At 57.7% G+C, this 25,171-nt stretch carries 24 protein-coding genes; 15 read left to right on the top strand and 9 right to left on the bottom strand.

Annotation, left to right across the window (positions count from 1 at the left end; translation table 11 throughout):
* Nucleotides 1-150 precede the first annotated feature (150 nt).
* The 3 genes from H1B31_RS02445 to H1B31_RS02435 form a co-directional block, all read right to left on the bottom strand.
* Complete coding sequence (locus H1B31_RS02445; protein WP_185980769.1) at nt 151-1,323, bottom strand: phosphoribosylaminoimidazolecarboxamide formyltransferase; 1,173 nt, start codon at nt 1,321-1,323, stop codon at nt 151-153.
* Between the two features lie 98 nt (nt 1,324-1,421).
* On the bottom strand, nt 1,422-2,207 hold the full coding sequence (locus H1B31_RS02440) for an SDR family NAD(P)-dependent oxidoreductase (protein WP_185980768.1): 786 nt from the start codon (nt 2,205-2,207) through the stop codon (nt 1,422-1,424).
* Between the two features lie 326 nt (nt 2,208-2,533).
* Complete coding sequence (locus tag H1B31_RS02435) at nt 2,534-3,625, bottom strand: zeta toxin family protein (RefSeq protein WP_185980767.1); 1,092 nt, start codon at nt 3,623-3,625, stop codon at nt 2,534-2,536.
* A 413-nt stretch (nt 3,626-4,038) separates the two neighbouring features.
* Between H1B31_RS02435 and H1B31_RS02430 the strand changes: the two genes are divergently transcribed.
* The 7 genes from H1B31_RS02430 (at nt 4,039) to H1B31_RS02400 (ending at nt 10,388) form a co-directional block, all read left to right on the top strand.
* Nucleotides 4,039-4,632, top strand: coding sequence for a hypothetical protein (locus H1B31_RS02430; RefSeq protein ID WP_185980766.1), 594 nt, complete (start codon nt 4,039-4,041; stop codon nt 4,630-4,632).
* 19 nt (nt 4,633-4,651) lie between these two features.
* Nucleotides 4,652-5,482, top strand: coding sequence for a menaquinone biosynthesis protein (locus H1B31_RS02425; RefSeq protein WP_185980765.1), 831 nt, complete (start codon nt 4,652-4,654; stop codon nt 5,480-5,482).
* 111 nt (nt 5,483-5,593) lie between these two features.
* Nucleotides 5,594-6,295: a 3D domain-containing protein gene (locus H1B31_RS02420; protein ID WP_185980764.1), complete on the top strand. Its 702-nt coding sequence runs from the start codon at nt 5,594-5,596 to the stop codon at nt 6,293-6,295.
* Between the two features lie 11 nt (nt 6,296-6,306).
* A complete protein-coding gene (locus H1B31_RS02415; protein WP_185980763.1) occupies nt 6,307-8,190 on the top strand; it encodes a phosphoethanolamine transferase in 1,884 nt (627 codons plus the stop codon).
* 100 nt (nt 8,191-8,290) lie between these two features.
* Nucleotides 8,291-9,292, top strand: a complete 1,002-nt coding sequence (locus H1B31_RS02410) for a pyridoxal-phosphate dependent enzyme (RefSeq protein WP_185980762.1) — start codon at nt 8,291-8,293, stop codon at nt 9,290-9,292.
* A 4-nt stretch (nt 9,293-9,296) separates the two neighbouring features.
* Nucleotides 9,297-10,208 carry a Ppx/GppA phosphatase family protein gene (locus tag H1B31_RS02405; RefSeq protein ID WP_185980761.1) on the top strand — a complete coding sequence of 304 codons (912 nt, stop codon included), beginning with the start codon at nt 9,297-9,299 and terminating at the stop codon, nt 10,206-10,208.
* Nucleotides 10,209-10,229: 21 nt separating this feature from the next.
* Nucleotides 10,230-10,388, top strand: a complete 159-nt coding sequence (locus H1B31_RS02400; RefSeq protein WP_185980760.1) for a hypothetical protein — start codon at nt 10,230-10,232, stop codon at nt 10,386-10,388.
* A gap of 471 nt (nt 10,389-10,859) precedes the next feature.
* On the opposite strand, the gene H1B31_RS11350 is transcribed toward H1B31_RS02400, so the two are convergent.
* The 5 genes from H1B31_RS11350 to H1B31_RS02375 all read right to left on the bottom strand — a co-directional run bounded on the left by H1B31_RS11350 (nt 10,860) and on the right by H1B31_RS02375 (nt 16,134).
* The gene (locus tag H1B31_RS11350; RefSeq protein WP_226372132.1) at nt 10,860-11,423 is read right to left on the bottom strand and encodes a type II toxin-antitoxin system RelB/DinJ family antitoxin; all 564 of its coding nucleotides are present in this window, start codon (nt 11,421-11,423) and stop codon (nt 10,860-10,862) included.
* 112 nt (nt 11,424-11,535) lie between these two features.
* Nucleotides 11,536-12,771, bottom strand: a complete 1,236-nt coding sequence (locus H1B31_RS02390; RefSeq protein ID WP_185980759.1) for a PLP-dependent aminotransferase family protein — start codon at nt 12,769-12,771, stop codon at nt 11,536-11,538.
* 165 nt (nt 12,772-12,936) lie between these two features.
* A complete protein-coding gene (locus H1B31_RS02385) occupies nt 12,937-14,256 on the bottom strand; it encodes a serine hydroxymethyltransferase (RefSeq protein ID WP_185980758.1) in 1,320 nt (439 codons plus the stop codon).
* A 135-nt stretch (nt 14,257-14,391) separates the two neighbouring features.
* The gene (locus H1B31_RS02380) at nt 14,392-15,651 is read right to left on the bottom strand and encodes an SLC13 family permease (protein WP_185980757.1); all 1,260 of its coding nucleotides are present in this window, start codon (nt 15,649-15,651) and stop codon (nt 14,392-14,394) included.
* A gap of 228 nt (nt 15,652-15,879) precedes the next feature.
* Nucleotides 15,880-16,134, bottom strand: coding sequence for a DUF1653 domain-containing protein (locus tag H1B31_RS02375; protein ID WP_185980756.1), 255 nt, complete (start codon nt 16,132-16,134; stop codon nt 15,880-15,882).
* A 225-nt stretch (nt 16,135-16,359) separates the two neighbouring features.
* Between H1B31_RS02375 and H1B31_RS02370 the strand changes: the two genes are divergently transcribed.
* Nucleotides 16,360-17,214 (top strand): aldo/keto reductase, encoded by an 855-nt coding sequence (locus tag H1B31_RS02370; protein ID WP_185980755.1) that lies wholly within the window; start codon nt 16,360-16,362, stop codon nt 17,212-17,214.
* 72 nt (nt 17,215-17,286) lie between these two features.
* Here H1B31_RS02370 and H1B31_RS02365 read toward each other — a convergent pair whose 3' ends face one another.
* On the bottom strand, nt 17,287-18,015 hold the full coding sequence (locus tag H1B31_RS02365; RefSeq protein WP_185980754.1) for a FadR/GntR family transcriptional regulator: 729 nt from the start codon (nt 18,013-18,015) through the stop codon (nt 17,287-17,289).
* A 259-nt stretch (nt 18,016-18,274) separates the two neighbouring features.
* Between H1B31_RS02365 and H1B31_RS02360 the strand changes: the two genes are divergently transcribed.
* Genes H1B31_RS02360 through H1B31_RS02330 form a run of 7 tightly spaced genes read left to right on the top strand, consistent with a single transcriptional unit; the run spans nt 18,275 to nt 24,957 of the window.
* On the top strand, nt 18,275-19,156 hold the full coding sequence (locus H1B31_RS02360) for a transketolase (protein WP_404828684.1): 882 nt from the start codon (nt 18,275-18,277) through the stop codon (nt 19,154-19,156).
* A 1-nt stretch (nt 19,157) separates the two neighbouring features.
* Nucleotides 19,158-20,096, top strand: a complete 939-nt coding sequence (locus H1B31_RS02355; RefSeq protein WP_185980752.1) for a transketolase family protein — start codon at nt 19,158-19,160, stop codon at nt 20,094-20,096.
* Between the two features lie 43 nt (nt 20,097-20,139).
* On the top strand, nt 20,140-21,006 hold the full coding sequence (locus tag H1B31_RS02350) for a phosphogluconate dehydrogenase C-terminal domain-containing protein (RefSeq protein WP_069179636.1): 867 nt from the start codon (nt 20,140-20,142) through the stop codon (nt 21,004-21,006).
* A 52-nt stretch (nt 21,007-21,058) separates the two neighbouring features.
* Nucleotides 21,059-22,117, top strand: coding sequence for a DctP family TRAP transporter solute-binding subunit (locus H1B31_RS02345; RefSeq protein ID WP_185980751.1), 1,059 nt, complete (start codon nt 21,059-21,061; stop codon nt 22,115-22,117).
* Nucleotides 22,118-22,153: 36 nt separating this feature from the next.
* A complete protein-coding gene (locus H1B31_RS02340; RefSeq protein WP_185980750.1) occupies nt 22,154-22,666 on the top strand; it encodes a TRAP transporter small permease in 513 nt (170 codons plus the stop codon).
* Nucleotides 22,666-23,943 carry a TRAP transporter large permease gene (locus H1B31_RS02335; protein ID WP_221933450.1) on the top strand — a complete coding sequence of 426 codons (1,278 nt, stop codon included), beginning with the start codon at nt 22,666-22,668 and terminating at the stop codon, nt 23,941-23,943. The genes H1B31_RS02340 and H1B31_RS02335 overlap by 1 nt, the downstream gene beginning before the upstream one ends.
* A gap of 51 nt (nt 23,944-23,994) precedes the next feature.
* Nucleotides 23,995-24,957 carry a D-2-hydroxyacid dehydrogenase gene (locus tag H1B31_RS02330; protein WP_185980749.1) on the top strand — a complete coding sequence of 321 codons (963 nt, stop codon included), beginning with the start codon at nt 23,995-23,997 and terminating at the stop codon, nt 24,955-24,957.
* Nucleotides 24,958-25,171: the final 214 nt, after the last annotated feature.

Below are 25,171 nucleotides of genomic sequence, written 5' to 3'. Positions count from 1 at the left end.
AGAATGATAGCACAATTCTGATAGGAAAATCAAATAGAAATATTTAATAACAGAACGATATATGAGAATAGGATGCGAAAAACATTCAGTGAAATGAAACAGCCTCCCTCATATCGTGCGGGGGAGGCCGGAAAACGGAGGTGATGTATCTCAATGATGGAAGAGGCGGATGTGGGTCATCGCCATTGCGATGCCGTACTTGTCGCACGTCTCAATGACGTTGTCATCGCGGATGGAGCCGCCGCTCTGTGCGATGTAGGAAACGCCGCTCTGGTGGGCACGCTCCACGTTGTCGCCGAACGGGAAGAATGCGTCCGAGCCGAGCGCGACCCCCTTGACGGTGCGGAGGTAGGCACGCTTTTCCGCACGCGTGAACGGTGCGGGTTTCTCGGTAAAGAGCCGCTGCCAGTCCGCCGTGAGCAGGGCGTAGTCGTCCTCGTCACCCGCCGTGTATACGTCGATGGCGTTGTCGCGGTCGGGGCGGCGCACATCGTCCTTGAACGGGAGGGCGAGCACCTGCGGGCTCTGGCGCAGCTGCCAGATATCCGCCTTGTTCCCCGCGAGGCGCGTGCAGTGGACGCGCGACTGCTGTCCTGCGCCGACCCCGATCGCCTGTCCGTCGACGGCGTAGCAGACCGAGTTGGACTGGGTATATTTCAGCGTGATGAGCGCGAGCAGGAGGTCGCGGCGAGCCTCGGCGGGGATGTCCTTGTTCGCCGTCGGGCGGTCGGTTAGGCAGTCCTCTGTGATCGCTACTTCGTTGCGCTGCTGCTCGAAGGTCACGCCGTACACGTCCTTGCGCTCCAGCGCGGGCGGCGCGTAACTCTCGTCCATCTGGAGGATGAGATAGCCGCCCTTGCGCTTGCTCTTTAGGATTTCAAGTGCTTTCTCCGTATACCCCGGTGCGATGATGCCGTCGGAGACCTCGCCGCGCAGGAACTCCGCGAGGCTCTCGTCACAGATGTCCGAGACGGCGGCAAAGTCGCCGTAGGAGCTCATGCGGTCCGCGCCGCGTGCACGCACATAGGCACACGCCACAGGCGAGAGCTCGCCTTTCGGCGCATGGGTCGCCCGCGCGAGCGTCTCCGTGAGCGGGAGGCCGAGCGCCGCACCTGCGGGGCTGACGTGCTTGAACGATGCGGCGGCGGGCAGCCCCGACATTTCCTTCAGTTCGCGGACGAGCTGCCAGCTGTTCAGTGCGTCGAGCAGATTGATGTAGCCGGGGCGGCCGTTCAGTACGGTGAAGGGCAGTCCTCCGTCCGCGTAGACGCGTGCGGGGGTCTGGTTCGGGTTGCAGCCGTATTTGAGTGCGATTTCGTTCATTGTAAGCGCTCCTTTTTCGCAGTGTATTGCTTTGCTTCCATTATAACGGCGCACGGGGAGATTTTCAACCGGGGAAGACGCACGCATCCTTTGCCCCATCATACCTTTTGATTGCGCGCGGAATTGCCGGCATAGGGGAGCTGTGGTGCGCACAGGCGGAAGGTATAGGTCTCGCGGTCGACGATGCCGAGCGTTTCGTCGCTGTCGTAGAGGGTGAGCAGGAAGTCTGCCATCTCGGCGCTCGTGTGGTAGGTGCCGAACGCCTTGTCGTAGTCGTAGGCGGGGTTGTCGTTCGCGACGGCGCCGAACTCGGTCTGCGTTGCGGCGGGGGCGAGGAGCTTTGCACGGAGTTTCGCGCCGCGTGCGCTCAGCTCGTGGGCAAGCCCCTCGGTAAAGGCGCTGACGTAGAATTTTGTCGCGCAGTAGGTGACAACGGTCGGGACGATCTGGTAGCCGCCGACAGAGGAGATGTTGATGAGCTGCGCATCCGCAACATCGGCAAAGTCGCGTACAAAGAGCGTGGACAGGATGGTCAGTGCCTCGATGTTCAGGTGAATCATCTGCGTGATTTTGCCGAGCTCCTGTGCGCCGACGATGCCGTAGCTGCCGAAGCCGGCGTTGTTGATCCACGTTCCGATCGGGAGTGTGCGCAGATCGTCATAGAGGTGTATGACGTTCTCGGGGACGGAGAGATCGGCAGTCCTCACGATGATGTCGAGCGACGGATGCGCTGCGTGAATTTTGTCCTTGAGCGCGTGCAGCCGCTCGGTACGGCGCGCAATGAGGACGAGATTGTGTCCGCGCGCGGCAAATGCCGTTGCTGCGGCGGCGCCGATGCCCGCGCTCGCGCCTGTGATGACGGTGTATTTGTTGTTCTGATTCATATAAAATCCTCCTTGACCGATGCGGCGAAAATGATTTGACGGATTTTCTCTCGTGTCGTATAATGAGCGTAGAAAAGGTGCTATCGTGTAAACGGTCAGCCCTTATATAGTGGAAAAGTAACCGCCTATAGATTGGACTCCTAGGGGCGGTTTACTTTTTGGTTAAAAGTAAAACTAGAACGATGAACAGCAACAGAGTTACATTTGTTTCGTTCATAGCCAATCACCGCCGATCTAAGGCTTCGATTGACCGCCTACCGAATAGATAGCACCACAGCTATTATAGCACAGTATGACAGCTTCGGCTGTCTTTTTTGCTGCAGAACTCAGTAGGAGTGCAGCGCCTCATCAAGCAGCTCTTCTGGCACATAGGGCGCGTAAATGCGGCGGAGGTCGTCGCGCTCTTCGGCGGAGAAGGGGCGTGCCATTGCGCGGCGGAGTGCTTCGGCGGGGCTTCCTCCCTGTTGGTTCTCCTCATACAGACAAGCACCTGTGCGGTCATAGAGGCGGATTGCATCGAATCGGTGCATCTGGTCGAGGGCATCGAGGTTTGCGGCGATGTCCCGCACGACGCGGTCGTGATGATCGCGCGGCGTCCTGCGCGGATGCATGCCGAATTCCCGCATGCGCGCATAGCGGCGCAGCGTGCCGAGGTATGAGAGGATGGGCGGGACGGCGAGGACATTCAGCGAGACGCGATAGCCGCGCGCGGCGAGGAGCTCTCGTGTGCGCACCGGCGCTTCCTGTGTGCGGAGCGTGCCCTCGATGATGAGGTGATAGCCCTGTGCGTTGAGTACGTCGATGAGTGCCTCGGTCATTTTGCCCGCGAATTCCTGCGTGTGGAGGACGGCATCGTCACCGAAGTGCGCACGGAGCTCCGCAATGTGCGGGTGAAATGGGCGATAGGCATCGCCGCTGATGAAGATGATGTTGGCCGCGTGCGCGCGTGTGAAGAGATCTGCCATCGTGGTCTTGCCCGCGCCGGGCTGTCCTGCAATGAGATACGCCTGCGGGGATTCGGCGGGCGTGCGTCCCTCGGTGAGGATGCGGATCAGTGCGTCCCGTTGGTGTTGGAACTCTTCGGATGTGACGCTTGCAAGCGATTCGAGCAGCGTGCCGTCCATCTCCTGCGGAGCAGCTGTGCGGGCGGGCGTGTCGTCATCTTGCATACCCGCAAGGAGCTCGCGGGCAAGTCCATATGCGCCGCGCAGCATGGCGATCTCCTCGCGCGTGCGGTAAGTCGTGCCGAGCAGTGTGTTCCACATACGGCACAGGGCGTCATAGAGAAGCGTACGCGCGTGTGTTTCTGCGTCCTCCATCTGCCGCAGGGCGTTCGCGAGGAGCGCGGCAATCGCCTCGTAGAGGGCTTCCTTCTGCTCGGTGACTTCATAGTCGAGTGCAATCTGTTCGTGCTGCATATTGTTCTCCTCTGTTGGCAGAAAAATGATTTGACGCAGTCTTCGTCCTGTCGTATAATAAGCGTATAAAAGGTGCTATCGTGTAAACGGTCAGCCTCAATACGTGTTTTGGTGAGAGACCCGCCTAAACTTTGCTGGAGCAGGCGGGTTTTCTTATGCCTTTAACGCAACAATGCAGATTGTTACGAGGAATACCAACGACAAAAAATCGTAGAACTCCATGAGCTTCGCCCCCTTTCAGGGGCTGAATTGACCGCCTACCGAATAGATAGTACCAAAGATATTATATCACGAAAGGCAGCACTTGGCTGTCTTTTTGTTTCCCATAGTGTCACAAGCGATTGTGAAAATACTGTATTTTTCCACGAAGAAGGATTATAATAGAGGATATGAAGAGTGAACGGAGGTAGATCATGGAGGAGCAGAGGCTTTCGACGATTGAGATTCTGGAGGGGCATCAGGGCTCGGCGTGTTTTCGGATCATGCCGGTGGCACTTCCCGATGAGGGCCTGTTGCCGGGCGCGGGCGATGAGGTTTTCACGCAGGTTCTGCGGCGTACGGCTGAGGAAATCTCCATCGATGAAGACGATGTGGAGATGTTTTTGTTTTATTTCCTCAAGCGGAATTACAATCAGGAGCGCTCCATGCGCTACCGCAGGCTGGAGCATCCCGAGCCACTCGGCGTGGAGTTTGAGTGGAATCTGGAGGATAACGTATACAGTTATGACGAGATGCGTCGGCTGCTCGCGGAGATGCGGGAGACGGCTGCGCGGCTGGTCTTGGACTACGATGATCCGTCTCTTGCGGGTGTGAAGGAACGCTTTCGTGCGAGCGCCTTTGTGCATGAGTCTGTGTCTGTTTGGGAGATGACTCCAGTGCAGGAGCAGGTGTTCATCCAACCCAATATTGCTGTGGCAACGGATTTCTACGAGCGCTTTGCGCGGCGCATGGAGTTGATGATGGCGCGTGCGCCGCAGTTCTCGGACATTTCGTTTACAGGCCCGTGAGGAGAGAAAGGGAGAATGTATGAGTGTGCGGCTGGGTCATATCGCGTTTTTGAATGTGCTGCCGCTGACGTATGCGCTCGCGCACGGGGCGGCGGAGGGGCTGGATATCCTGCGCGCCTCACCTGCACAGCTGAACGGGCGGCTTGAGGCGAAGAATCTGGATGTGTCGGGGGTGTCCTCGATCACGTATGCACGGCACGCGGCAGATCTGCTCATCCTGCCTGATGTGTGCATTGCGTCCGACGGCGATGTGCGGAGCGTGCTGCTCGTCTCGCGCGCCCCCGCCGAGGAGATCAAGGACGGCCGCGTCCTGCTCTCAGATAAATCGGCGTCCTCGCACGCCCTGCTGAAGATCATACTGCGCCGCGCGTATGATGCAGCGCCAGTCTATGAAACACGGGCGCTCACGCCGGCTGACCCCGTGCCAGATGGGGCGGTGGGCGCGCTCTTCATCGGGGACGATGCACTCGAACTATATCATCACCCGCCCGATGGGATCTACATCTACGATCTCGCACGCGAATGGAAGCGGCTCACGGGCATGCGCATGGTGTTCGGTATCTGGGCGGCGGCACGCGCATTTGCGGCGGCGCATCCCGAGGAGCTGCGGCTCGTTCACGGGCGGATTGCGGCGGCGTTTCGCGACTGGCAGACGGTCAAGGATGCGGCAATCAGCGAGGTGCTTGCAGATGGGCGTTTCACGCGCGAAGAGCTGCGGGCATACCTCGGCAGCGCTGTCGTTTGGCAGCTGGATGAGGAGACGATCGCTGGACTGCGCCTATTCTATCGGTACGCGGCGGAGGACGGGCTGATTGTACGTGCGCCTGAGATCGAGCTTGCCTGTGTTTGACGTGACTTCCACTTTATAGTAAAATATTCCCAACAAAACGTAATATGATTGGCGCGCGCCGCATATGGCCGGCGCAGAATAAAGATCGCAAAGTGAAGGGAGCACGATGGAATGAAGATACGGAAACTCCTTTTGGCAGCACGAAAATTGGTACAGGGAGCGCGGCGGCACAGGGAGCTGCGGCGCTTCAGAGGAGCACTCTCGATCGGTACGGCACTCGCCGTGACTGTGCCGCTTGCACTCCATGCGCCTGCCGAGGCGGCACATATCCTCGTAAAGGAGGGAATGCGCGGTGCAGCGGTGCAGCATGTGCAGGAGCTCCTCATCAGGGGGGGCTATCTCGATGGTGCAGCGGACGGCGTTGCAGGCCCTCTTACACGCGCGGCAATTGAGCGCTGTCAGGAGAAGAATGGCCTCGAGGTGGATGGCATCTGCGGTCAGGCGACGTATCTTGCGCTTTCGGGCGGTGTCCCGTATGACCCTGTGGCGCTCGGGATTCGTGAGGAGCGCGCGCATGAGGTCAGCCGCGGCAGTAGCCGCTCGGTATATGTCTCGGCGACGGGCTACAGTGCGTTCGATCCGGGCAACGGGAATCGTACGGCGACGGGGACGATGGTACGGCGCGGCGTGATCGCTGTTGATCCGTCTGTCATTCCGCTCGGCACACGCGTCTTTATTCCGGGCTATGGTGAGGCTGTGGCGGAGGATGTTGGCGGCTCAATACATGGTTATCGTATTGACGTTGCATTTGATAGCCACGCTGAGGCACTGATGTTTGGCAGACAGGATCTCGAAATCTTTATCATGGAGTAGTACGGCAGAATATGAAGGTATCGACAGAGCGGGCAAATGAATGGATCCGCTATGCGGCGGCGGCAGGAGCGTATTTTCTGACGCTCGTCGCATGTTACATCAATATGGGGCAGGATATGGGCGCGGAGTATTTTCTCCCCGCGCTCCTTCCTGTCCTTGCGGCGCTTATGCTCATGCAGTATGGGACGGGTGTTCCGCTCTTCTCGCGTGGAATGCTCGGGGCGATGGTGCCCGGGCTGCTCTGGTGTCTTACCTTTCCGCTTCTCTATGCGTGGACGTATCGGCAGGACTGGTATCGCTCGCTGATCTTCTATGACTTTCTCATCGGGACGGCGTATATGCTCGTGCTCGCGGCACTGGGCGGTGTCCTTTTCCACCTTGGGCATCGGCGGCTGACGGCAGCGCTCCTCTCTGTGCTCGGCTTCCTCATGTCGCTCATCCCACTGACGCAGATTGCCTATTATATGACGGTCTGGCATGCGCTCAGCCCGGCATCGCTCATGGCGCTCTATCTGACGAACTGGCATGAGGCGGGGGACTATATCCAGTCGACTGTGGGGGTTCTGCCCGCTGCGCTCGTTGTACTCCTCCTGCTGTTGCTCATCTATCTCTCCTACCGCAGCTACCTCGTGTTCGCACGATGCATCTATCCGAGCGCGGAAGGATCGCGCATGGGCAGCCTTGTTCTCGTCATGATCGCCGCAGCAGGGATACATGTCGCACTCATCCCCGAGAGTTCGATTGCGGGCCTCTACAAAGATGTGACGAGCTATGTTGAGGAGACGCAGTCGTATAGCCTGCATCAGGACGAGAGATATGCGTCACTCATCATCGATATGGAGAATACCCTTGCGACACGTGCGCCGGGGACGGTGATCTTCGTCATCGGCGAGTCTGCTTCGCGCAACTATATGCACTACTATACGCCGTCCTTCCCGTATGAGAATACACCGTGGATGGAGCAGATGGCGGCCGAGCGTGAGGGCTTCCTCGTCTATCGGAATACCTACTCCTCGTGGACGCAGACGGTGCCTGTTCTCGAGCGCGCGCTGACGGAGAAGAGCCAGTACAACGACAAGGAGTTCTTCGAGTCGGCATCGCTCCTCGATGTGGCGAAAAAAATCGGCTACCATACCTACTGGTTCAGCAATCAGGGGCGCTACGGGCAGTTCGACAGTGCGATCACGATGGTCGCGAAGACGGCAGACGTGGCGGAGTGGACGGATGATTCGTACACCTTTACGACAAAGTATGACGAGAGCCTGCTCCCGTATCTCACGCGCATTGACCCGAATGTGAATAACTTCATCGTCCTACATCTGATGGGCAGTCATATCTACTACAACAACCGCTATCCCGATGAATGGGCGAAGTTCGCCGCCGAGGACGGCGAATCGGCGATGACAAGCGCGCCGTCGTATGCGAACAGCATCCTCTACACGGACTACATTCTCTCGCAGATCTTCAGCTACGCCGAGAAGAATCTGAACCTCCGCGCGATGGTCTATTTCTCTGACCACGGCGAAAATCTCAAGATCTCACACAATCCCGACGTGTTCAGCTTCGATATGGTGCGCATCCCGTTCTTCATTTATCTGTCGCCCGAGTACCACGCGGCGTTGCCGCAGCGTGCAGCGATGCTCGAATCCCGCCGCGATGCGTATTTTACGAACGATATGATGTACGATACGGTCTGCGGACTCCTCGGTGCGCCGAACAACCGCTACGATCCGCGGCAGGATTTCTCGAGTCCTGCCTACGGCTTCACGCGTGAGACGCTGACGACCATGTTCGGCAACCACGCGCTGACCGAGGATCATACGGATGAGGGGACGGGCGGTAATTTAGCTTCCCCCGTCGCGACGGGGGAAGTGGCGAACGAAGTGAGCCGATAGGGGCGCCCCTTCCACCGCAAGCGATCCTCCTCCCGCATTGGCGGGGGAGGCTTATCTCCCTATATCGTTACAATCTCATACGTTCCGAAGGAGGTTCATCATGCACTTCTACTGTGAGCGCTGCAAAAAGGAATACCCCGTCGCAACGCACGCCTATGCGTGTGAATGCGGTGGGCTTTTTCGTCTGTATCAGAGCGCGATGGACGCGGGCGACCGCCACGAGGCGGTGACGCTCGGTGAGGTGGAGACGCCGCTCCTGCCGCTCGTCATCGACGGATGCCGCTACTACTTCAAAATGGAGGATCGTCAGCCGACCGGTTCGTTCAAGGATCGCGGGGCGAAGCGCCTCATCGGCGAGCTTGCACATCTTGGCATCGACCGTGTCGCAGTCGACTCGGCGGGCAATGCGGGCGCGGCGGTCGCGGCATATGCGGCGGCGGCGGGCATCGCGTGCAGGGTCTACGTGCCCGATGACATCTCTGCCGAGCGCGCAAAGCAGATCACGGCGTACGGTGCCGATGTCGTGCGCGTGCCGAACGGGCGCATGAACGCAAGCAGTGTCCTGCGCGCGGAACTCGGCAGCGACTACTATGCCTCGCACGTCTACAATCCGCTCTTTGCCGATGGGATCAAGAGCATGGCACACGAGATCTATCACCAGCTGGATGATAACGTGCCCGACTACATCATCGTCCCCATTGGGAACGGTTCACTTCTCCTTGGGCTCTATCAGGGCTTTGCAGAGCTCGGCCGCCTGCCGCATTTCGTCGGCGTGCAGAGTACGAAATGTGCGCCCGTGGTCGAGGCATTCCACGATCTGCCCGAGACACCGCGCAAGAATACGATTGCCGAGACCATCCGCGTGGGTGCGCCGCCACGCATGGAGGACATCCTGAAGGCACTGCGCCGCAGCGGGGGCGATGCCGTCGCCGTCGAGGACAGCGAGATCCTCAAGGCGGCAAAGACACTCAACCGACGCGGCATCTACGCCGAGCTGACCGCAGCGGCGGGGCTTGCGGGCGCGCGTGCCTTCTTTGCGGACGGCATGCCCGACAACTATCGCGTCATCATCCCCGTGCCCGGCAGCGGGCTGAAGCGGTAGCCCCATGCTGCACGCAATCATCGACATCGGCTCGAACACCATCCGCATGGCGGTCTACCAGATCGATGGCAGGGAGTTCACCCTCCTGCTGAAACGCAAGCATACGGTCGGGCTTGCAGGCTATCTCTCGCACGGACGGCTCGTGCGCGAGGGGGTAGAAAAGACGGTCAAGATCCTGCGCGGCTTCATGGAGTTCATCGAGACATTCGGCATCGCGCACGTTCATGCCTTTGCGACGGCGGCACTGCGCTCTGCGACCAACAGCCGCGCCGCGACCGAGGAGATCACGCGGCGCACGGGCGTCTCCATCCGCATCATCAGCGGCGAGGAGGAGGCTGCGTACGACTTCATCGGCGCGACCGCAAGCATCGCCCATGCGGACGGCATCATGGTCGACATCGGCGGCGGCAGCACCGAGATCATCTCCTATGCGGCGCATAAGATGCAGGGGCGTTGGAGCCTCCCGATCGGCTCGCTTGCCATGTCGAAGGCGCACGTTGCGGGATTGCTCCCGAGTGGTGACGAGTGTGCGGCGATTCGTGCGGCGGTCACAGCAATACTGGACAGTGCCCCCGAGGTGCGTGCGCTGCGCGCGCAGCATATGATCGGCATGGGCGGCGTCCTCAGCAGCGCGAGTCGCATGCATGGGCTGCTTTATCCCGATGAGACGCCGCGCCTCATCGACGCGCGTCATCTGCCTGCGATGATCGGCCTGTTTTCTACGGGACAGACCCTCAGCGAGGCTGATACCGCCGTCCTCCTGCGCTCCGCCCCCGACCGCCTCCACACAATCATCCCTGGCATGGTCATCGCTCACACCCTCGCCGAGATCTTCGCGGCCGAGGACATCCTCTACAGCGACTCAGGCGTCAGAGAGGGATATATATGGAAAGAAATCATCGGGGTGGAGCAGTGATGATGGGAGGACATAGATCTCGTGCATGTTATTTGTAAAATTGACCGCACAATCTATTCCGTTGTAACGCCCTGCATCACGACGGATGCGGTTATCATTACGGATGCGCAGATTGACCATATTAAAGATCACCATCCACAGGATTACGAGGAGATGCTGCGTATCTTCCCGATGCGTTGATACAGCCGGATTATATTCTGGAAGCGAATCGTCCTCATACGGCGTTTGTACTCAAGGCGTTTCGGGTGGATGGCGTTCGCTTTCAGCTAATTCTGCGGCTTGTCACTGTTGAGGACCCTGAGGGGTACTCCAACTCAATTATTACATTTCTAAAAATCAGTGAGAAGAAATGGAATAAATATCTGCGCAACAAAAAATCCTTTACAGTCGCATGGAGAGTGATTTATAATAAGGACAAAGAAAGAGACTCTTTGAGGTGGTAAATTTCGTGTCAACCACACGCCGCTGGTACGGACAGGGGAAACCCGAGAGATGCAGGGGAACGGCACGCCTGCCAAAGAGTCTCTTTACGACAAGGACGCCCTGCGGGGCGTCTTTTTCTATGCGCTGATACATTCCCATGAAAATGTATCACTCGCTCTATGCCTCTTGTCAAAGCCCCTGCGGATATCTATAATGGGAATATAAGTGTTACAGGTGTAACATGATGAAAATAGGGAGGATGCGATGAAATACACAGGGACAACTTATCGGCCGCCGTATGAGGCGGATTCGCTGCTCGTGTAGGTGACGCAGGGGTGCAGCCACAATCGGTGCAGCTATTGCACGATGTACCGCGACGTGCCGTTCGCGGTGGAGACGATGGAGCAGATCGAGCGCGATCTGCGCGAGGCGCGGCGGTACTACGGTGCGGTGGAACGCATCTTCCTCCTCAACGGGGATGCGTTTGTGCTGGGCTTCGACCGTCTGCGTGCGATTGGGGAGAAGATCATCGAGATCTTCCCAGAGGTGGGGTCGATTGGATGCTATGCCCTCTTCGTGTGCAATCATCGAGGCATGCTGCATTGCGCGGATGCCGCGCATCATCGGCGCGTCATCCAGATGCATGTGAAACGGGATTCCGCGCTCGCGGACGAGGCGGGAGACACACATACGAAGATAGGTCGGGAGATCCATGCCGAGTGCAGCACAGATTGCAGCGGCTTTCGTCCGCTCCGTCTCATCTGTGCGAAATTGTACCAAAGCGTTTGCCATAGTGAGCACCTCCTTTTTGTTTTCAGCATAGCATCAAATGCATTCATCTGCAACGAAATACGCCCCGCCGATCATTCTCGGTGGGGCGCGTTTCTATGCAAATATTGTGTGGTCAGCCCTCGGAGTCGCCCATCCACTCTTCGGAGAAGACGGGGGCATCCTTGACGAGGGCGACGATCTCCTGCCGCGTCTTCTCGATCTCCTCAGGGGAGAGGACGGTGGTAAGCGGTTTTGCGAGCAGGGAGCCGATGTAGGCGATGTCCTCCTCGCGCATTCCGCGCGTCGTGGGGTTCGAGGTCGAGAGGCGCAGGGCGTGGAGGAAGAGGCCGGAGTTCATCGTGGGGACGTTGTCGGTCTTGACTCGGATGCCCATCTGTCCGATTGCCTTGACCGCCGCATCTGTATCGATGCCGGCGGCGGCAGAGGCGAGGACGAGGTGGGTATCCGTACCGCCGCAGAGGACGGAGGCGCCGTGGTCGGCGAGGGTGCGCGCGAGTACCTGTGCGTTCTGTACGACCTGCGCGGCATAGCTGCGGTAGCGCTCACTGCCTGCCTCGCGCAGGACGACACCGAGCGCGGCGAGGTGGTTCATGTGCAGCGCCTCATGCCCCGTGTTGATGACGGCGGCATCCATGCGCGCGGCGATGTCGCGCTTCGTGAGGAGGACGGCGCCGTCGGGGCCGCGCAGCGAGTCGCGCGTGGAGAAGGTGACGACATCGGCGAGGGGCACAGGCGAGGGCACGAGCTTTGCCGCGACGAGTCCGACGGACTGGCTGATGTCGACCCAGAGGTAGGCGTCGACGGTCTGCGCAATCTCGTAGAGGATCTGATAGTCGATGGTACGCGGGTAGCTGACGGGCGAGAAGATAATGAGGCGCGGCTTTACGCGCTCCGCCTGCTCCCGTACTGCCCCCCAGTCGATCTCCTGCGTGCCCGGCTCGATGCCGTAGTTCTCAAAGTTGTAGGAGAGTCCCGCGACGTGATCCTTTTTCCTGAGGTTGAAGGAGAGGACGGTGTCGCCAGGCTCCAGCAGCGCCTGAAAGACGACACGCGAGGCGGCGACAATGTTGCCGAGGCGCACGATGGCGTGGTCGCTGTGGAAGAGCTCCATGGCGCGCTTGCGCACGATGGCGTCAAGGTGGAGGCCGCCGCTCGTGGTCTCGTCGTGGCGGTCAAAGAAGCTGTTCGTGAGGACGCTGCCCTCGAGATATTTCGCGAACGGCGACATGGCGTTCATGTTCGGCATGAGGGAGAGAGTGTAGCGCTGGCGCTGGCGTTCCTCCTCCAAGAGACCATAGATCTCGGGGTCGAATGTCTTCAGGTGGTTGACGACTTCTTCACGTTTCATGGGCAATTCTCCTCTTCCGTAAAAATGGGATTCGTTCAGTCTTGTTCCTTTAGTATAGCACAATGCGGCGTACAAATCATCCATTTGTTGACGCTTCTGAATATTTTACGATAAAAAATCCGACCGCATACGACTGCACGCGGTCGGAGGTTGTTTGATGCTCCGTTATTTGAATAAGCTCTTGAGGATCGTTTTCCGCTCGTTGGCGGCGTGCTCATGGACGCTGCCCGTGTCGGAGGTGGGCGCGACAGTCTGTGCGGCTGCGCCCTCGTTCATCCACTCCTCGGAGAAGGTGGGCTTGTCCATGAGGAGCTTTGCGATCTTCATGCACACCGAATCCTCCTCCTCGGCGGGGCATTTCCCGCTGAGGGTGCGCGCGAGTACGTCGGCAATGATGGACATGTCCGCCTCCTTGAGCCCGCGCGTGGTCGGGTTCAGTGTCGAGAGGCGCAGCGCGGAGAGCATGATCTCGGGGCGCATGGTCGGGATCTTGTCGCGTTTGACATAGATGCCCATGCGTCCGAGGGCGTGCACCGTGTCCACGATGTCAACGCCCGCCGCAGGAGCGGCGAGGATGAGATGGGTCTCGGTGCCGCCCGCGAGGAGGTTGATGCCCTGCTCCTTGAGGGCTGCGGCGAGCGCGCGGCTGTTCGCGAGCACCTGCTCCCCGTACGCGCGGAAGCGCGGCTGTGCAGCTGCATGCAGGGCAAAGCCGAGCGCGGCGAGGTGGTTCATGTGCAGGGAGATATGCCCCGTGTTTGCGACGGCGGCGTCCATCTGCGGCGCAAGCTCCTTCGTGCAGAGGAGGATCGCGCCGTCAGGCCCGCGCAGCGAGTCGTTCGTCGGGAAGCTGACAACATCGGCAAGCGCTACGGGCGAGGGGATGAGCCCCGCCGCAACGAGCCCGACGCACTGCCCGATGTCGACCCAGAGATATGCGCCCACGGCGCGCGCAACGGCGGCGAGCCGCTCGTAGTTCGGCACGCACGGATAGCTGACAGGCGAGAAGATGATGAGGCGCGGCTTCACACGTTCGGCGAGCTGCATGACCTCGTCCCAGTCCACCTTTTGGAGGGCAGGGTCAATGCCGAAGTTCTCGAAATGGTAGTTCAGCCCCGCACAGTGCTCCTCTTTCCTGCGGTTGAAGGAGAGGACGGTATCGCCCGGCTGCAACAGCGCAAGAAATGCGACACGCGAGGCTGCGGCGATGTTGCCGAGCCGCACGACAGCGTGCGCGCTGCCGAAGAGTTCCTGTGCGCGCGTGCGGACAAGCTCCTCGACGGAACTGGCATGACGTGCTCCGCAGCCCTCGAGGGTGCTGTTTGCGAGCGCACTCCCCTCGAGAAAGGCAGCGAGCGGCGACATGGCGTTGACCGTCGGGATCAGCGAGAGAGTGCAGCGCTGCCGCTGGATCTCGTCCTGCAGGAAGGTGAAGATCGCGGGGTCGAATGCCTTCAGATGGTTCAGCATTTCTTCTTTTTTCATGATATTCTCCTTGTGTGCCATGAAATGACAGGTGTACCCGAGGATACACCTGTCATGCGGTGAACGACTTTTCAGTTCAGTTCGATTCATTCACGGTCGTGCAAGGAGACGCCGTTTATCTATATATGCTCTCGATTAGAACGGCCAGACGAGGGGGATGACGACAAGGCAGACGATCAGCGAGACGAAGACGAGCGGAACGCCGACCTTGACGTAGTCCATGAAGCGGAACTGTCCGGGGCCGAGAACGAGGGTGTTCGGCGGCGTTGCAACCGGCGTCGTAAATGCGCAGGATGCAGCGATGCCGATCGCCATGACGACCGGATATGGGGAGACGCCGATGGACTGCGCGATGGAGATCGCAATCGGCGCGAGGAGCGCGGCTGCCGCCGTGTTCGACATGAACTGCGTCAGGCCGCACGAGAGGGCGAACATTGCACCGACGATGAGCATCGGGGACGGATGGTCGCCGATGAGTCCGACGACGAAGTCTGCAATGAGCTTGCCTGCGCCGCTGTGATCCATCGCGCTGGCGAGCGGGAGCATACCTGCAAAGAGGAAGATGGTCGTCCAGTCAACGCCCTGATACGCCTGCTTCTCCGAGAGGCAGCCCGTGAGGACGCAGAGGAGACCGCCGATGATCGCCGAGGTCTGCATCGGGACGTTGATCTGCTTTTCGAGCACCATTGCGACGACAACGCCGATCAGGATGACGGCGCAGATGACCATCTTGCGCGGATCCTTTGCCTCCTCCGCCTCACCTGCGACCGCCTCGCTGTCCACGAGCTTGCGCGGGCAGAGCTTGCGGCCGATCGTGAGCATGTAGATCATGCCCGCGATGGAGAGCGGGATACCAATCCATGCGAATTCGAAGAAGCCGAACGGCGTTAGTCCCGAGGCACCGAGCGTCGCGCTCATGAGGATGTTCGGCGGCGTGCCGATCATCGTGATCGTACCGCCGACATTTGCCGCGACGGCGAGCGCCATGAGCTGCGGTGAGACGGGCAGTTTTGCCGCAGCGCAGATCTGGATGACGACGGGCATGAGGCACGCGACTGTCGCCGTATTCGAGGACACGGACGAGAGCACGATCGTTATGAGCATCAGTGCCGCCATTAATGCACGCTCGTCATTGCCCGATTTTTTGACGACGGCGATGCCGATTTTTTGCGCGAGTCCCGTCTGGAACATCGCGGCGCCGATGATGAACATACCGGCGAAAAGGACGACCGTGGAATTGGACAGTCCTGAGAATACCTGTGCCGGGGTGAGCACCCCCAAGAGTCCGAGCGCGATCGCCGCGCCCATTGCCGTGACGGCGAGAGGGATAATCTCTGTGGCGAAGAGGAACGCCGCCACCCCGAGAACACCCAATGTCAGCATTGCTGCATCCATGAATACATCTCCTATTCATACAGTTCGTTCGGGATTGCTGCGGGTATCAACAAGCCCGATTAGTTTCCGTAATATATTTCGGAAACTTTCTTTCGACGAATTCTTATAATTCTCTCTCTATTCCGTTTTTCCTGCTATATTTTGGACAAAAGCCCTATGAAACTTTGACATTGAAAACATAAATGGCAGTTATGTTTTATTTATGGTCATATACTACGGCGTTTATTTTCAGAGGAGAAAAGCGTCCTTTGGCTGCACTCTTTCGAAGCGATATTTCTGTGTTGCATCCGGGTACTTGGCGCGATCGACCTCGCTCAGGAACATCGCGAGCGGGCGCGCGTAGATGCCGTACGTCCCGTAGAGTGCCTGATAGACGGCGAGCAGTTCGCCCGTCTCCGTGTGCTCCGCCACTGTCTCAATGCGGTAGAGATTCCCCTTGAAATGCCGCCAGATCTCGCCGTGCTTTGGTTGTTTGCGTGTCATATTCTGCTCCCTGTTTCCTGTATTATGGGATGCTCCCTGCACGATTATAGAGATTTATTGAGCCACTGTCAAAAGTCCTTTTCTTACGTATTTTTGAAAAAGAAAATCGTGCAAAGGGTTTCATCATGCCAAGTATTCGTGTAGAATTGTAAATGAAAGAGTACCGAGATAATGGTATTTGCCCAAAGGTCATGTACTCTTCCAATAGGTAAGGAGCGTGATAATATGAAACACATGGTCAAGCTGTCAAGCGGGGTCTCTGTCCCCGCACTCGGGCAGGGGACATGGTACCTTGGGGACTCCGCCGAAACACATGCGCGGGAGATCGAGGCACTGCGTGCAGGCATCGAGGCGGGCATGACCCTCATCGACACGGCGGAGAACTATGGTGACGGGCGCTCGGAGCGCCTCGTAGGTGAGGCAATTCGTTCCTATGACCGCACCAAGCTCTTTCTCGTGTCGAAGGTCATGCCGTCGAACGCGTACGGCACACGGCTCATGGAGTCGCTCGACCGAAGTCTCTCCCATCTCGGGACGGACTATCTCGATCTCTACCTCTACCATTGGCGCGGCAGTCACCCTCTCGCGGACATGGTCGCGGCGATGGAGAAGGCACGCGCGTTGGGCAAGATCCGCGCGTGGGGCGTGTCCAACCTCGATACGGCAGATATGGAGGAGCTGTGGCGTATCGATGGCGGCAGGAACTGTGCGGTGAATCAGGTGCTCTATCACATGGGTTCGCGCGGCATCGACTACAGCCTCCTGCCGTGGATGCGGGAGCATCATGTTGCGCTGATGGCGTACTGCCCGCTCGCGCAGGTGGGGCGGCTCGGCTGCGACCTCCTCGGGAGCAGTGTGCTCGGTGAGATTGCGGCGAAGTACGGCGCGACACCGGCGCAGATCGCACTCGCATGGGCGATCCGCGACGGCAATACGATCGCCATTCCGCGTACGGGACGGCGGGAGCACGCCGTCAGCAATGCGGGCGCGGACGCATTCGACCTCACGGCGGAGGACTGCGCCGCGATTGACCGCGCGTTTCCGCCGCCGACGCGCAAAGAGCCGCTGCATATTGAGTAAAAAACGACAACCCGCATAGCAAAAGACCCCGATGGTATAATACAGCCATCGGGGTCTTTTGCTATGTGTGTGCTACGCCTGTGGACGCCAAGGAGCGAGGGAGAAGCTTACACTCTCCTCAACACGGTCGATGGCGCGATCGTCGATTGTGGATAGGAGACTGCGATGGCTTTCGAGGACGCGCTCAATACTCTGCGCGGCGTAGGAATCGGCCATCGAGCGTTGGAGATAGTCGATAAGACTCCGATAGATGGAGCGGATGACGTGGTTTTTACACGCATCTGCCATGATTTTATGGAAGTCCATATCATTCGCAAGCAGTGTGTTGCTGTCACAGTTCGTTGAGGCAAGTGCGGTGAGTTCGTTGAAATTCTCATGCAGGAGCACCCGCTCAGGGGCGTTGCGTTTGTAGTTGCGGATGATGAGCTCCATAATATCAATCTCAAGGATCTTGCGCAGCTCCTCGATCTCGTCCAACTCAGGATCTGCAAGACAGAGATTGTAGAAGAGAGTATCGCGAAACGCTTTGCCGCGGCCGTCTGATACGAACGTTCCGACACCGGGCTGCAGCTCGAGCAAACCCTGTGCGCGCAGTGTGCGGATTGCCTCGCGCAGGGAACTGCGGCCGACGCCAAAGACCTCGCACAGTTCTGTTTCGGGCGGCAGTCGGTCGCCCGCGCGCAGACGGCGGTCAATCAGTTGCTGTTTGATGCCGGTGACGACAAGCTCCGCAGCAGACATGGATTGGTGTTTGAAATCCGGTTGTAAATGCACGGCGGTGCCGTTTGCCTTCATAAGCATCGATAGATCCTTCCTGCGTCCATTCCCTGTTCTCTGTGCCCCATTATAGCAGAAGCGATATGAAAAGGCGAATAAATCATTTTGCGTACAACAGTTTTTGATTTATCAGAGAAGTTGGTGAAGTTGTTCTATAGCGAATTTGCGCAGTTTTTGCACAAAAACCGATAAATATCCTTTACATTAAGATAATAATATGTTATATATAGAGTATAAGAATCAGACGTCTGATGTCTGACCATAGTTAGGATGGAGGAAGAGGATACGGCCGCATCGGAAACAAAGTCTGCCGCATCTTCCCCAAGTAGAAGGAGGAAAACGTATGGAATCTGCGGAACTGAAAAAGATCGCAAAGAAGCTGCGGTTCGAGGCTGTTCGCATGATCTATGAGGGCAAGGACGGGCATCCGGGGCCTGCTCTCTCGATCGCCGATATCATGGCGGCGCTTTACTTTGACATCATGCGCGTAAATCCTGATCGGCCGGACGATCCGGATCGTGATCGCTTCATCCTCTCTAAGGGGCATGCATGTCCTATCTTTTACGCGGCACTGAATGAGCGCGGCTTCGTAAAGCCGAAGGTGCAGGACTATCGTCTGCGTGCACTGGACAGCATCTTCCAGGGACATCCGTCCATGCACAGCGGTGTCCCCGGGATCGACATGACGAGCGGCTCCCTCGGGAACGGCATTGCAATTGGAGCGGGGATGGCGATCGCAGCAAAGGTGCACAAGAAGGATTTTTACACTTACGTGATCTGTGGTGACGGTGAGCTGCAGGAGGGCGTCATTTGGGAAGGGGTGAATATCGCGACCGGACGGAAGCTCGATAACCTCATCGTCTTCATCGACAAGAACAACTGGCAGAGCTACAAGTCGGTGGAGTTCACCGTCGGCCTCAATAATGTTGCGGAGCGCTTCCGTGTATTCGGCTGGGACACGCAGGAGATCGACGGACATGATATGGATGCGATCAAAGCGGCTGTAGCGAAAGCCAAGACTGTTGCCGGCAAGCCGCACGCGATCGTTTGTGACTGCATCAAAGGCTGCGGCGTGAGCTATATGGCAGACAACAACGCATGGCATAAGGGTGTTCCGACGGATGAAGAGTGGGCGATTGCAAAGAGCGAGCTGGGAGGCGAGTGAGATGGCAAAGTTTAAGGGAACCCGCGAGGCCTTTGCGGCAGCAATGATGGATTTGGCGGATGAGGGCAAGGATGTCTACGGCGTCTACCCAGATGCGCTCAAGGCAATGCGCGCGGTTGCGTTTGGCGATAAGTACCCGGAGCGCTACATCGAGTGCGGGATTGCCGAGCAGTGTGCAGTTGCTGTTGCCGCCGGCATGGCGAGCGCGGGCTGCATTCCGTTTGTCGGTACCTACTGCGGCTTTATGACGATGCGCGCGGGTGAGCAGATGCGCACCTTTGTCGGCTATACGGATCTCAATGTGAAATGCGCGGGCTTCAATGCGGGCTGCCTCGGCGGCGAGCGCGAGGGTGTGACGCATCAGTTCTATGAGGATCTGGCGTTCGTCAGCTCCCTGCCGAACTTCACGATTCTGACGCCGGCGGACGGCAATCAGATGTATAAGGCTGTGCGCTATGCGGCGGAGATCGAGGGTCCGGTCTATATCCGCGGCGGCTCGGGTCGCGAGGCGGATGTCTTCGCACCGGAGGCACCCTTCTCTCTCGACGGCATCACCGTGCTGAAGGAGTACGGGACGGATGCAGTGATCTTCTCGAACGGCTTTGTCCTTGACCGCGTGATGGCGGCAGCGAATGAGCTGAAGGCTCGCGGCGTGAATGTCACAGTTGCGGACATCAATATCCTCTATGGCAAGAATCCGCAGAAGATCCTCGATGTCATGGCTAAGACCGACTGCGTTGTCACGGTTGAAGATCACAACATCAACGGTGGACTCGGCTCCTACATCAGCCGTTTGGCGACCGAACATAAGCCGGTGCGTGTGAAGCGGATTGCACTCACGGATTATGCGGAGTCCGGTGCGGCAAAGGAACTCGGAGACCGCTACGGATTCAGTCCTACAGGCATTGCGGAGGAGACGCTGAAAGCCCTTGGAAAATAATCTCTGAACACTTTGTTCAGAGCGGCAGAAAGGAGCCGAATCTATGAGTAAGATCAAGGTCGCAGTCATTGGTGCAGGCGGCAAGATGGGGACGCGCACCTCGAATAACCTCATCACGAAGTTCCCTGATAAATTTGATGTGAAACTGGTGGAGACTTATCCGCCTGCTGTCGAGCGCATTGAGAAGGAACGAGGCCTCTCGGTGACCCCTGTCAAGGAAGCCCTTGACTTCGCCGATGTCGTCATCTTCGCCGTACCGGATACGATGATCCGGACACTTTCGGCAGAGTATGTGCCGCTCCTGCGCCCCGGTACGGTGTTTCTCATCCTCGATCCTGCGGCTGCAGTCGCCAAGGAGCTGACGCTGCGTGATGACTGCACCTTCGGGGTTGCCCATCCATGTCATCCGTCTTATTTCAAGTGGCAGAAGGAAGAGGATGCATATCTTGACCGTTTTGGCGGCGAGGGCGGACATCAGGACATTGTCATGTCGAAAATATGCGGCGATGATGCAAAGTTCGATCTGGCACAGGAGACGGCACGCTGCATGTACCGTGCGGACAAAGCGTACATCATGACCTCCGAACAGATCGCGTTCCTCGAGCCGACACTCGTAGAGATCCTCGGCGCGAGCACGCTGTACGCGATGGCAGAGACGGTGGATGAGGCGGTGCGCCGCGGCATTGAACGAGAGGCAGCGGTCTCCTTCCTGACGGGACACATCTTCAACCTAAGTGCGAACTTCCTCGGCTATCTGCCGGGCAATCCGCCTGTCTCGGACGCCTGCAAGGTCGCCATTGGCATTGGTAACCGTCATGTGCTACGCGACGACTGGAAGAAGATCTGGGAGGACGATATGCTTGAAAAGGCGATCGCCACGATGCTTCACCCTGAGAATCCCAAGCTTTGAGGCTCCTGGGCAGATGAGTTTTATTTTCTAAGAGAGAAAAGGAGAATCCAACATGTTGAAGCGACTGACACTCCTTGCCATGACGATGATTATGGCGCTCACAATGATTGGCTGCGGCGGCGGGGATAATGGTGCTGCGCCCAAAAATCAGCAGAAGGGCGATGAGGTGAAGCTCCTCGGCAGCGAAACGGCAAAGACACATCTCAAAGTCGGTACGACAACGGCACCGGACGGACACTATGTTCTCGGATTGGTCGAGATGCAGAAGAAGCTCGAGGAACTTTCGGGCGGCACCATGACCATTGATATCTACCCGAACTCTGCACTCGGCGGCGAGTCCGACATGATCGACAACGTTTCGCTCGGTACGCAGGATATGGTGCTTTCCTCGACTGGACCGATCTCGACATTCTCGGATGCGACGAAGAACTGGAGCACGCTTGACCTGCCCTATCTCTTTGAGTCGCGCGAAGAGGCATATAAGGTGCTCGACGGTGATATCGGCAAGGAGCTGCTGGGGGCATTTAACGGCACGGGTGTCAAGGCAATCGGCTTCTGGGAGAACGGATTCCGTGAGCTGACGAACAATAAGAAGGAAATCAAGACACCGGCAGACCTTGCCGGCATGAAGATTCGTACGATGGAGAACCACGTCCATATGGCGAGCTACACGGCTCTCGGAGCAACACCGACGGCAATGGCGTGGGGTGAGATTTTCTCCGCACTCCAGCAGGGCACTGTCGATGGGCAGGAGAATCCGCTTGCGATCATCCTGACGGCAAAGGTCTATGAGGTGCAGAAGTACATCTCGATGATCGACCTGTTCTACAGCCCCTGTGTACTGATGATCAACGAGGATACCTACAACAAGTTCACCGACGAACAGAAGAAGTGGTTCGATGAGGCAGCTGAATACGGCAAGATGAAGGAGCGCGAAATCTCCAAGAGCATCGATGCTACGGCACGTCAGCGCATGACGGAACAGGGAGTTGTATTCACGGATGTGAACAAGGCAGAGTGGATGAAGGTGACGGAAAGCGTCTATCAGGATTCCTCCCTCAACATCGACCAGGGTCTGCTCTCTCGCATCCGCGCCATTACTGGACGCTGAGTATTTGCAGCGAATCGCCGAATCTGAGGTGGGCTTATGAAAAAATTGGTTGACTGCTTTGCGAAAGTCGTCGAAGCCTTTTTGGTTATCCTCATGGCGCTCATGGTTCTGGTCGTCTTTCTGGCGACCGTCGGGCGGTACTCGCAGCTTTTTGCCATTCCGTGGAGTGAGGAGTTCGCGCGCTACTGCATGGTTGCGATTGTCTACCTCGGACTGATGCTTGCATCCCTGCAGGAGCGCCATTTCATCGTCGAACTCGTACCTCTGCTCTTTCGAAAATCGCCGCGCATCATTCTCGGAGTGAGTGTCGTCGTCACCATCCTGCTCGATGTGTTTGCCGTATTCATGGCGAGGTATGGTTGGGACATCGTATCAAAGATGCTCACACAGGGGAAGCTCAGCCCCATGCTGAAACTCCCCCTCGGCGGTGTCTATGCGCTGATCCCCATCGGGATTGTCCTCATGGCGGTATTCTATACTTATCGTACGGTGCAGAAAATCCGTACGGCGGGAGATGCCCCGCAGGATGAGAAGGAGGCGGCGGGCTGATGGGAATTGCAGGAATTCTCTTTGCAGTACTCTTTCTTGTTCTCTTTTTGGGTGTTCCCATTGCGATCAGTCTCGGCATTGCAGCAGTTGTCACCATGTTGGTAACGAGCAATCCGCAGTATCTCGCCTCGGTGCCGACGCGTATGTTTACGCAGCTGGATAGTTTTACCCTTATGGCGGTACCGTTTTTCATCCTCGCAGGCAACATCATGGCGGTCGGCGGTATCTCGGATCGCCTGATCGGCTTTATCGAGCTGCTGTTGCGGCGTCTGCCCGGACGTCTCGCGTGTATCTCTGTTGTTGCGTCGGCATTCTTCGGTGCGATCTCGGGCTCCAACCCCGCGACGGTGGCTGCTATTGGCGGCATCACCTCACCGAAGATGCTCGAAAAGGGATATCCGCGTGACGTGACGGCGGCAATCGCGGCCTCTTCGGGGACACTCGGCGTTGTTATCCCGCCGTCCATCGGCATGGTCACCTATGCCGTGACGGCAGGTGTATCAGTTACGGCAATGTTCATGGGCGGATGGATTCCGGGCATTATGCTCGCAGTTGGCCTATGCGTCATGAATATGTTTAAGTGCCGCAAGTTTGATACACCGGATCGTACACCGTACCCTGCAAAAGAATACGTCGTACGGTTTAAGGACGCGTTTCTCGCACTCCTGATGCCTGTGATCATCCTCGGTGGCATCTATACGGGCGTATTCACGCCGACTGAATCGGCGGCAGTTGCCTGCGTCTACGCACTGGTCGTTTCTGTCTTTGTCTTCCGCGAGGTGGATGCAAAGAAGCTGTACGATATCTTTGCAGAGAGCTGCGTCAGCTCGGCCATCGTCATGTTCATCATCAGTATGTCGGCACCGTTCAGTTGGTTTATGACGACGGAGAATATCCCGACGATCCTTTCGACTACGATTATGGCAGCGTTCAGCAGCAAGTATGTCATCCTTCTGATGATGAACCTCCTGCTGCTCTTCCTTGGCTGCTTCCTTGAAACGCAGTCCATCATCCTGCTTGTAACACCGATCCTGCTCCCGATTGCTGTGGCACTCGGCGTTGATCCAATTGTTCTGGGGCTGATCATTATCGTCAATACCTCAATCGGTATGATTACTCCGCCGATGGCAGTCAACATATTTGTTGCAAGCAGTATTACCAAGGCGAGTATCGGTGCAATTTCGAAACGGGTCATGCCTTACCTGATCCTCGAATTTGCCATATTGCTCTTCTATATGTACGTGCAGGTCGTCTTTGACATCTCCTTCGCCCCATGATAGAATTTTCTCACAGAGACAAGGACGTACATTAACAAAGGAGGAAATGCGATGAAGATTGTTGTACTCGATGGATATACGGAGAATCCGGGGGATATCAGCTGGGCGCCGCTGGAGGCGCTTGGCACGGTGACGGTCTATGACCGCACTGCATACGAGGAGTCGCCGCTGATCGCCGAGCGCATCGGTGACGCGGAGGTCATTGTCATCAACAAGACGCCAATCTCGAAGGCGACGATGGACAAGTGCCCGAATCTGAAGGTGATTGCCGTGCTCGCGACGGGCTACAATGTTGTGGACTACGAATATGCGCGCACGAAGAACATCCCTGTCATGAATGTGCCTGTGTATGGCACGGACAATGTCAGTCAGTTCGCGATCGGGCTTCTGCTTGAGGCGTGCTCGCACATCGGCGATCATGACCGCTCCGTTCATGCGGGCGAGTGGGCATCGAATCCGGACTGGTGCTACTGGCATCATCCGATGATCGAGGTGAGCGGCAAGACGGCGGGTATCATCGGCCTCGGACGCATTGGCGTCAATACGGCGAAGGTGCTGCGTGCGCTCAATGTACGCGTTCTCGCGAGCGATGCGCATGAGTCGGATGCAGGGCGTGCGGTTGCTGAATACGTCAGCCTAGACGAGCTGCTTGCGCAGTCGGCTTTCATCTTCCTGCACTGCCCGCTTTTCCCCGCAACGGAGGGAATTATCAACGCGGCAAACATCGCGAAGATGAAGGACGGCGTCATCCTCATCAACAACAGCCGCGGACCTCTCGTTGTGGAGGCGGATCTGGCGGCTGCGCTGAACAGCGGCAAGGTCGCGTGTGCGGCGCTTGATGTTGTGTCGACAGAGCCGATCAAGGCGGACAATGTGCTGCTCACGGCAAAGAACTGCATCATCACGCCGCATATCTCATGGGCGACGAAGGAGGCGCGCGAGCGCATTATGCAGACCACGGCAGACAACGTGAAGTCGTTCATCGACGGAAAGCCTGTCAATGTTGTGAACTGAGGACGCTCTGACCGAAAAAAGCCCGTTTGGACTGTGCTCCAAACGGGCTTTTTTCGGAAATATGTTTGGCTTTTACTGTTCACGCCCAATATAATAGAAGCGAAACGTCCTGGGCGGGAGTACTCCCGCGGCGGTATCTTTCCCCCGAAAGGGGGAAGGCTGCACAGACTCGTTCAACCATCCGTCTCACAGCATCTTTTTCGCCCTGCCATCG

It is taken from the genome of Selenomonas timonae (genome assembly GCF_014250475.1).
In the GTDB taxonomy this organism is placed as follows: Bacteria; Bacillota; Negativicutes; order Selenomonadales; family Selenomonadaceae; genus Centipeda; species Centipeda timonae.
This window is presented reverse-complemented; position numbering and strand designations above follow the sequence as displayed.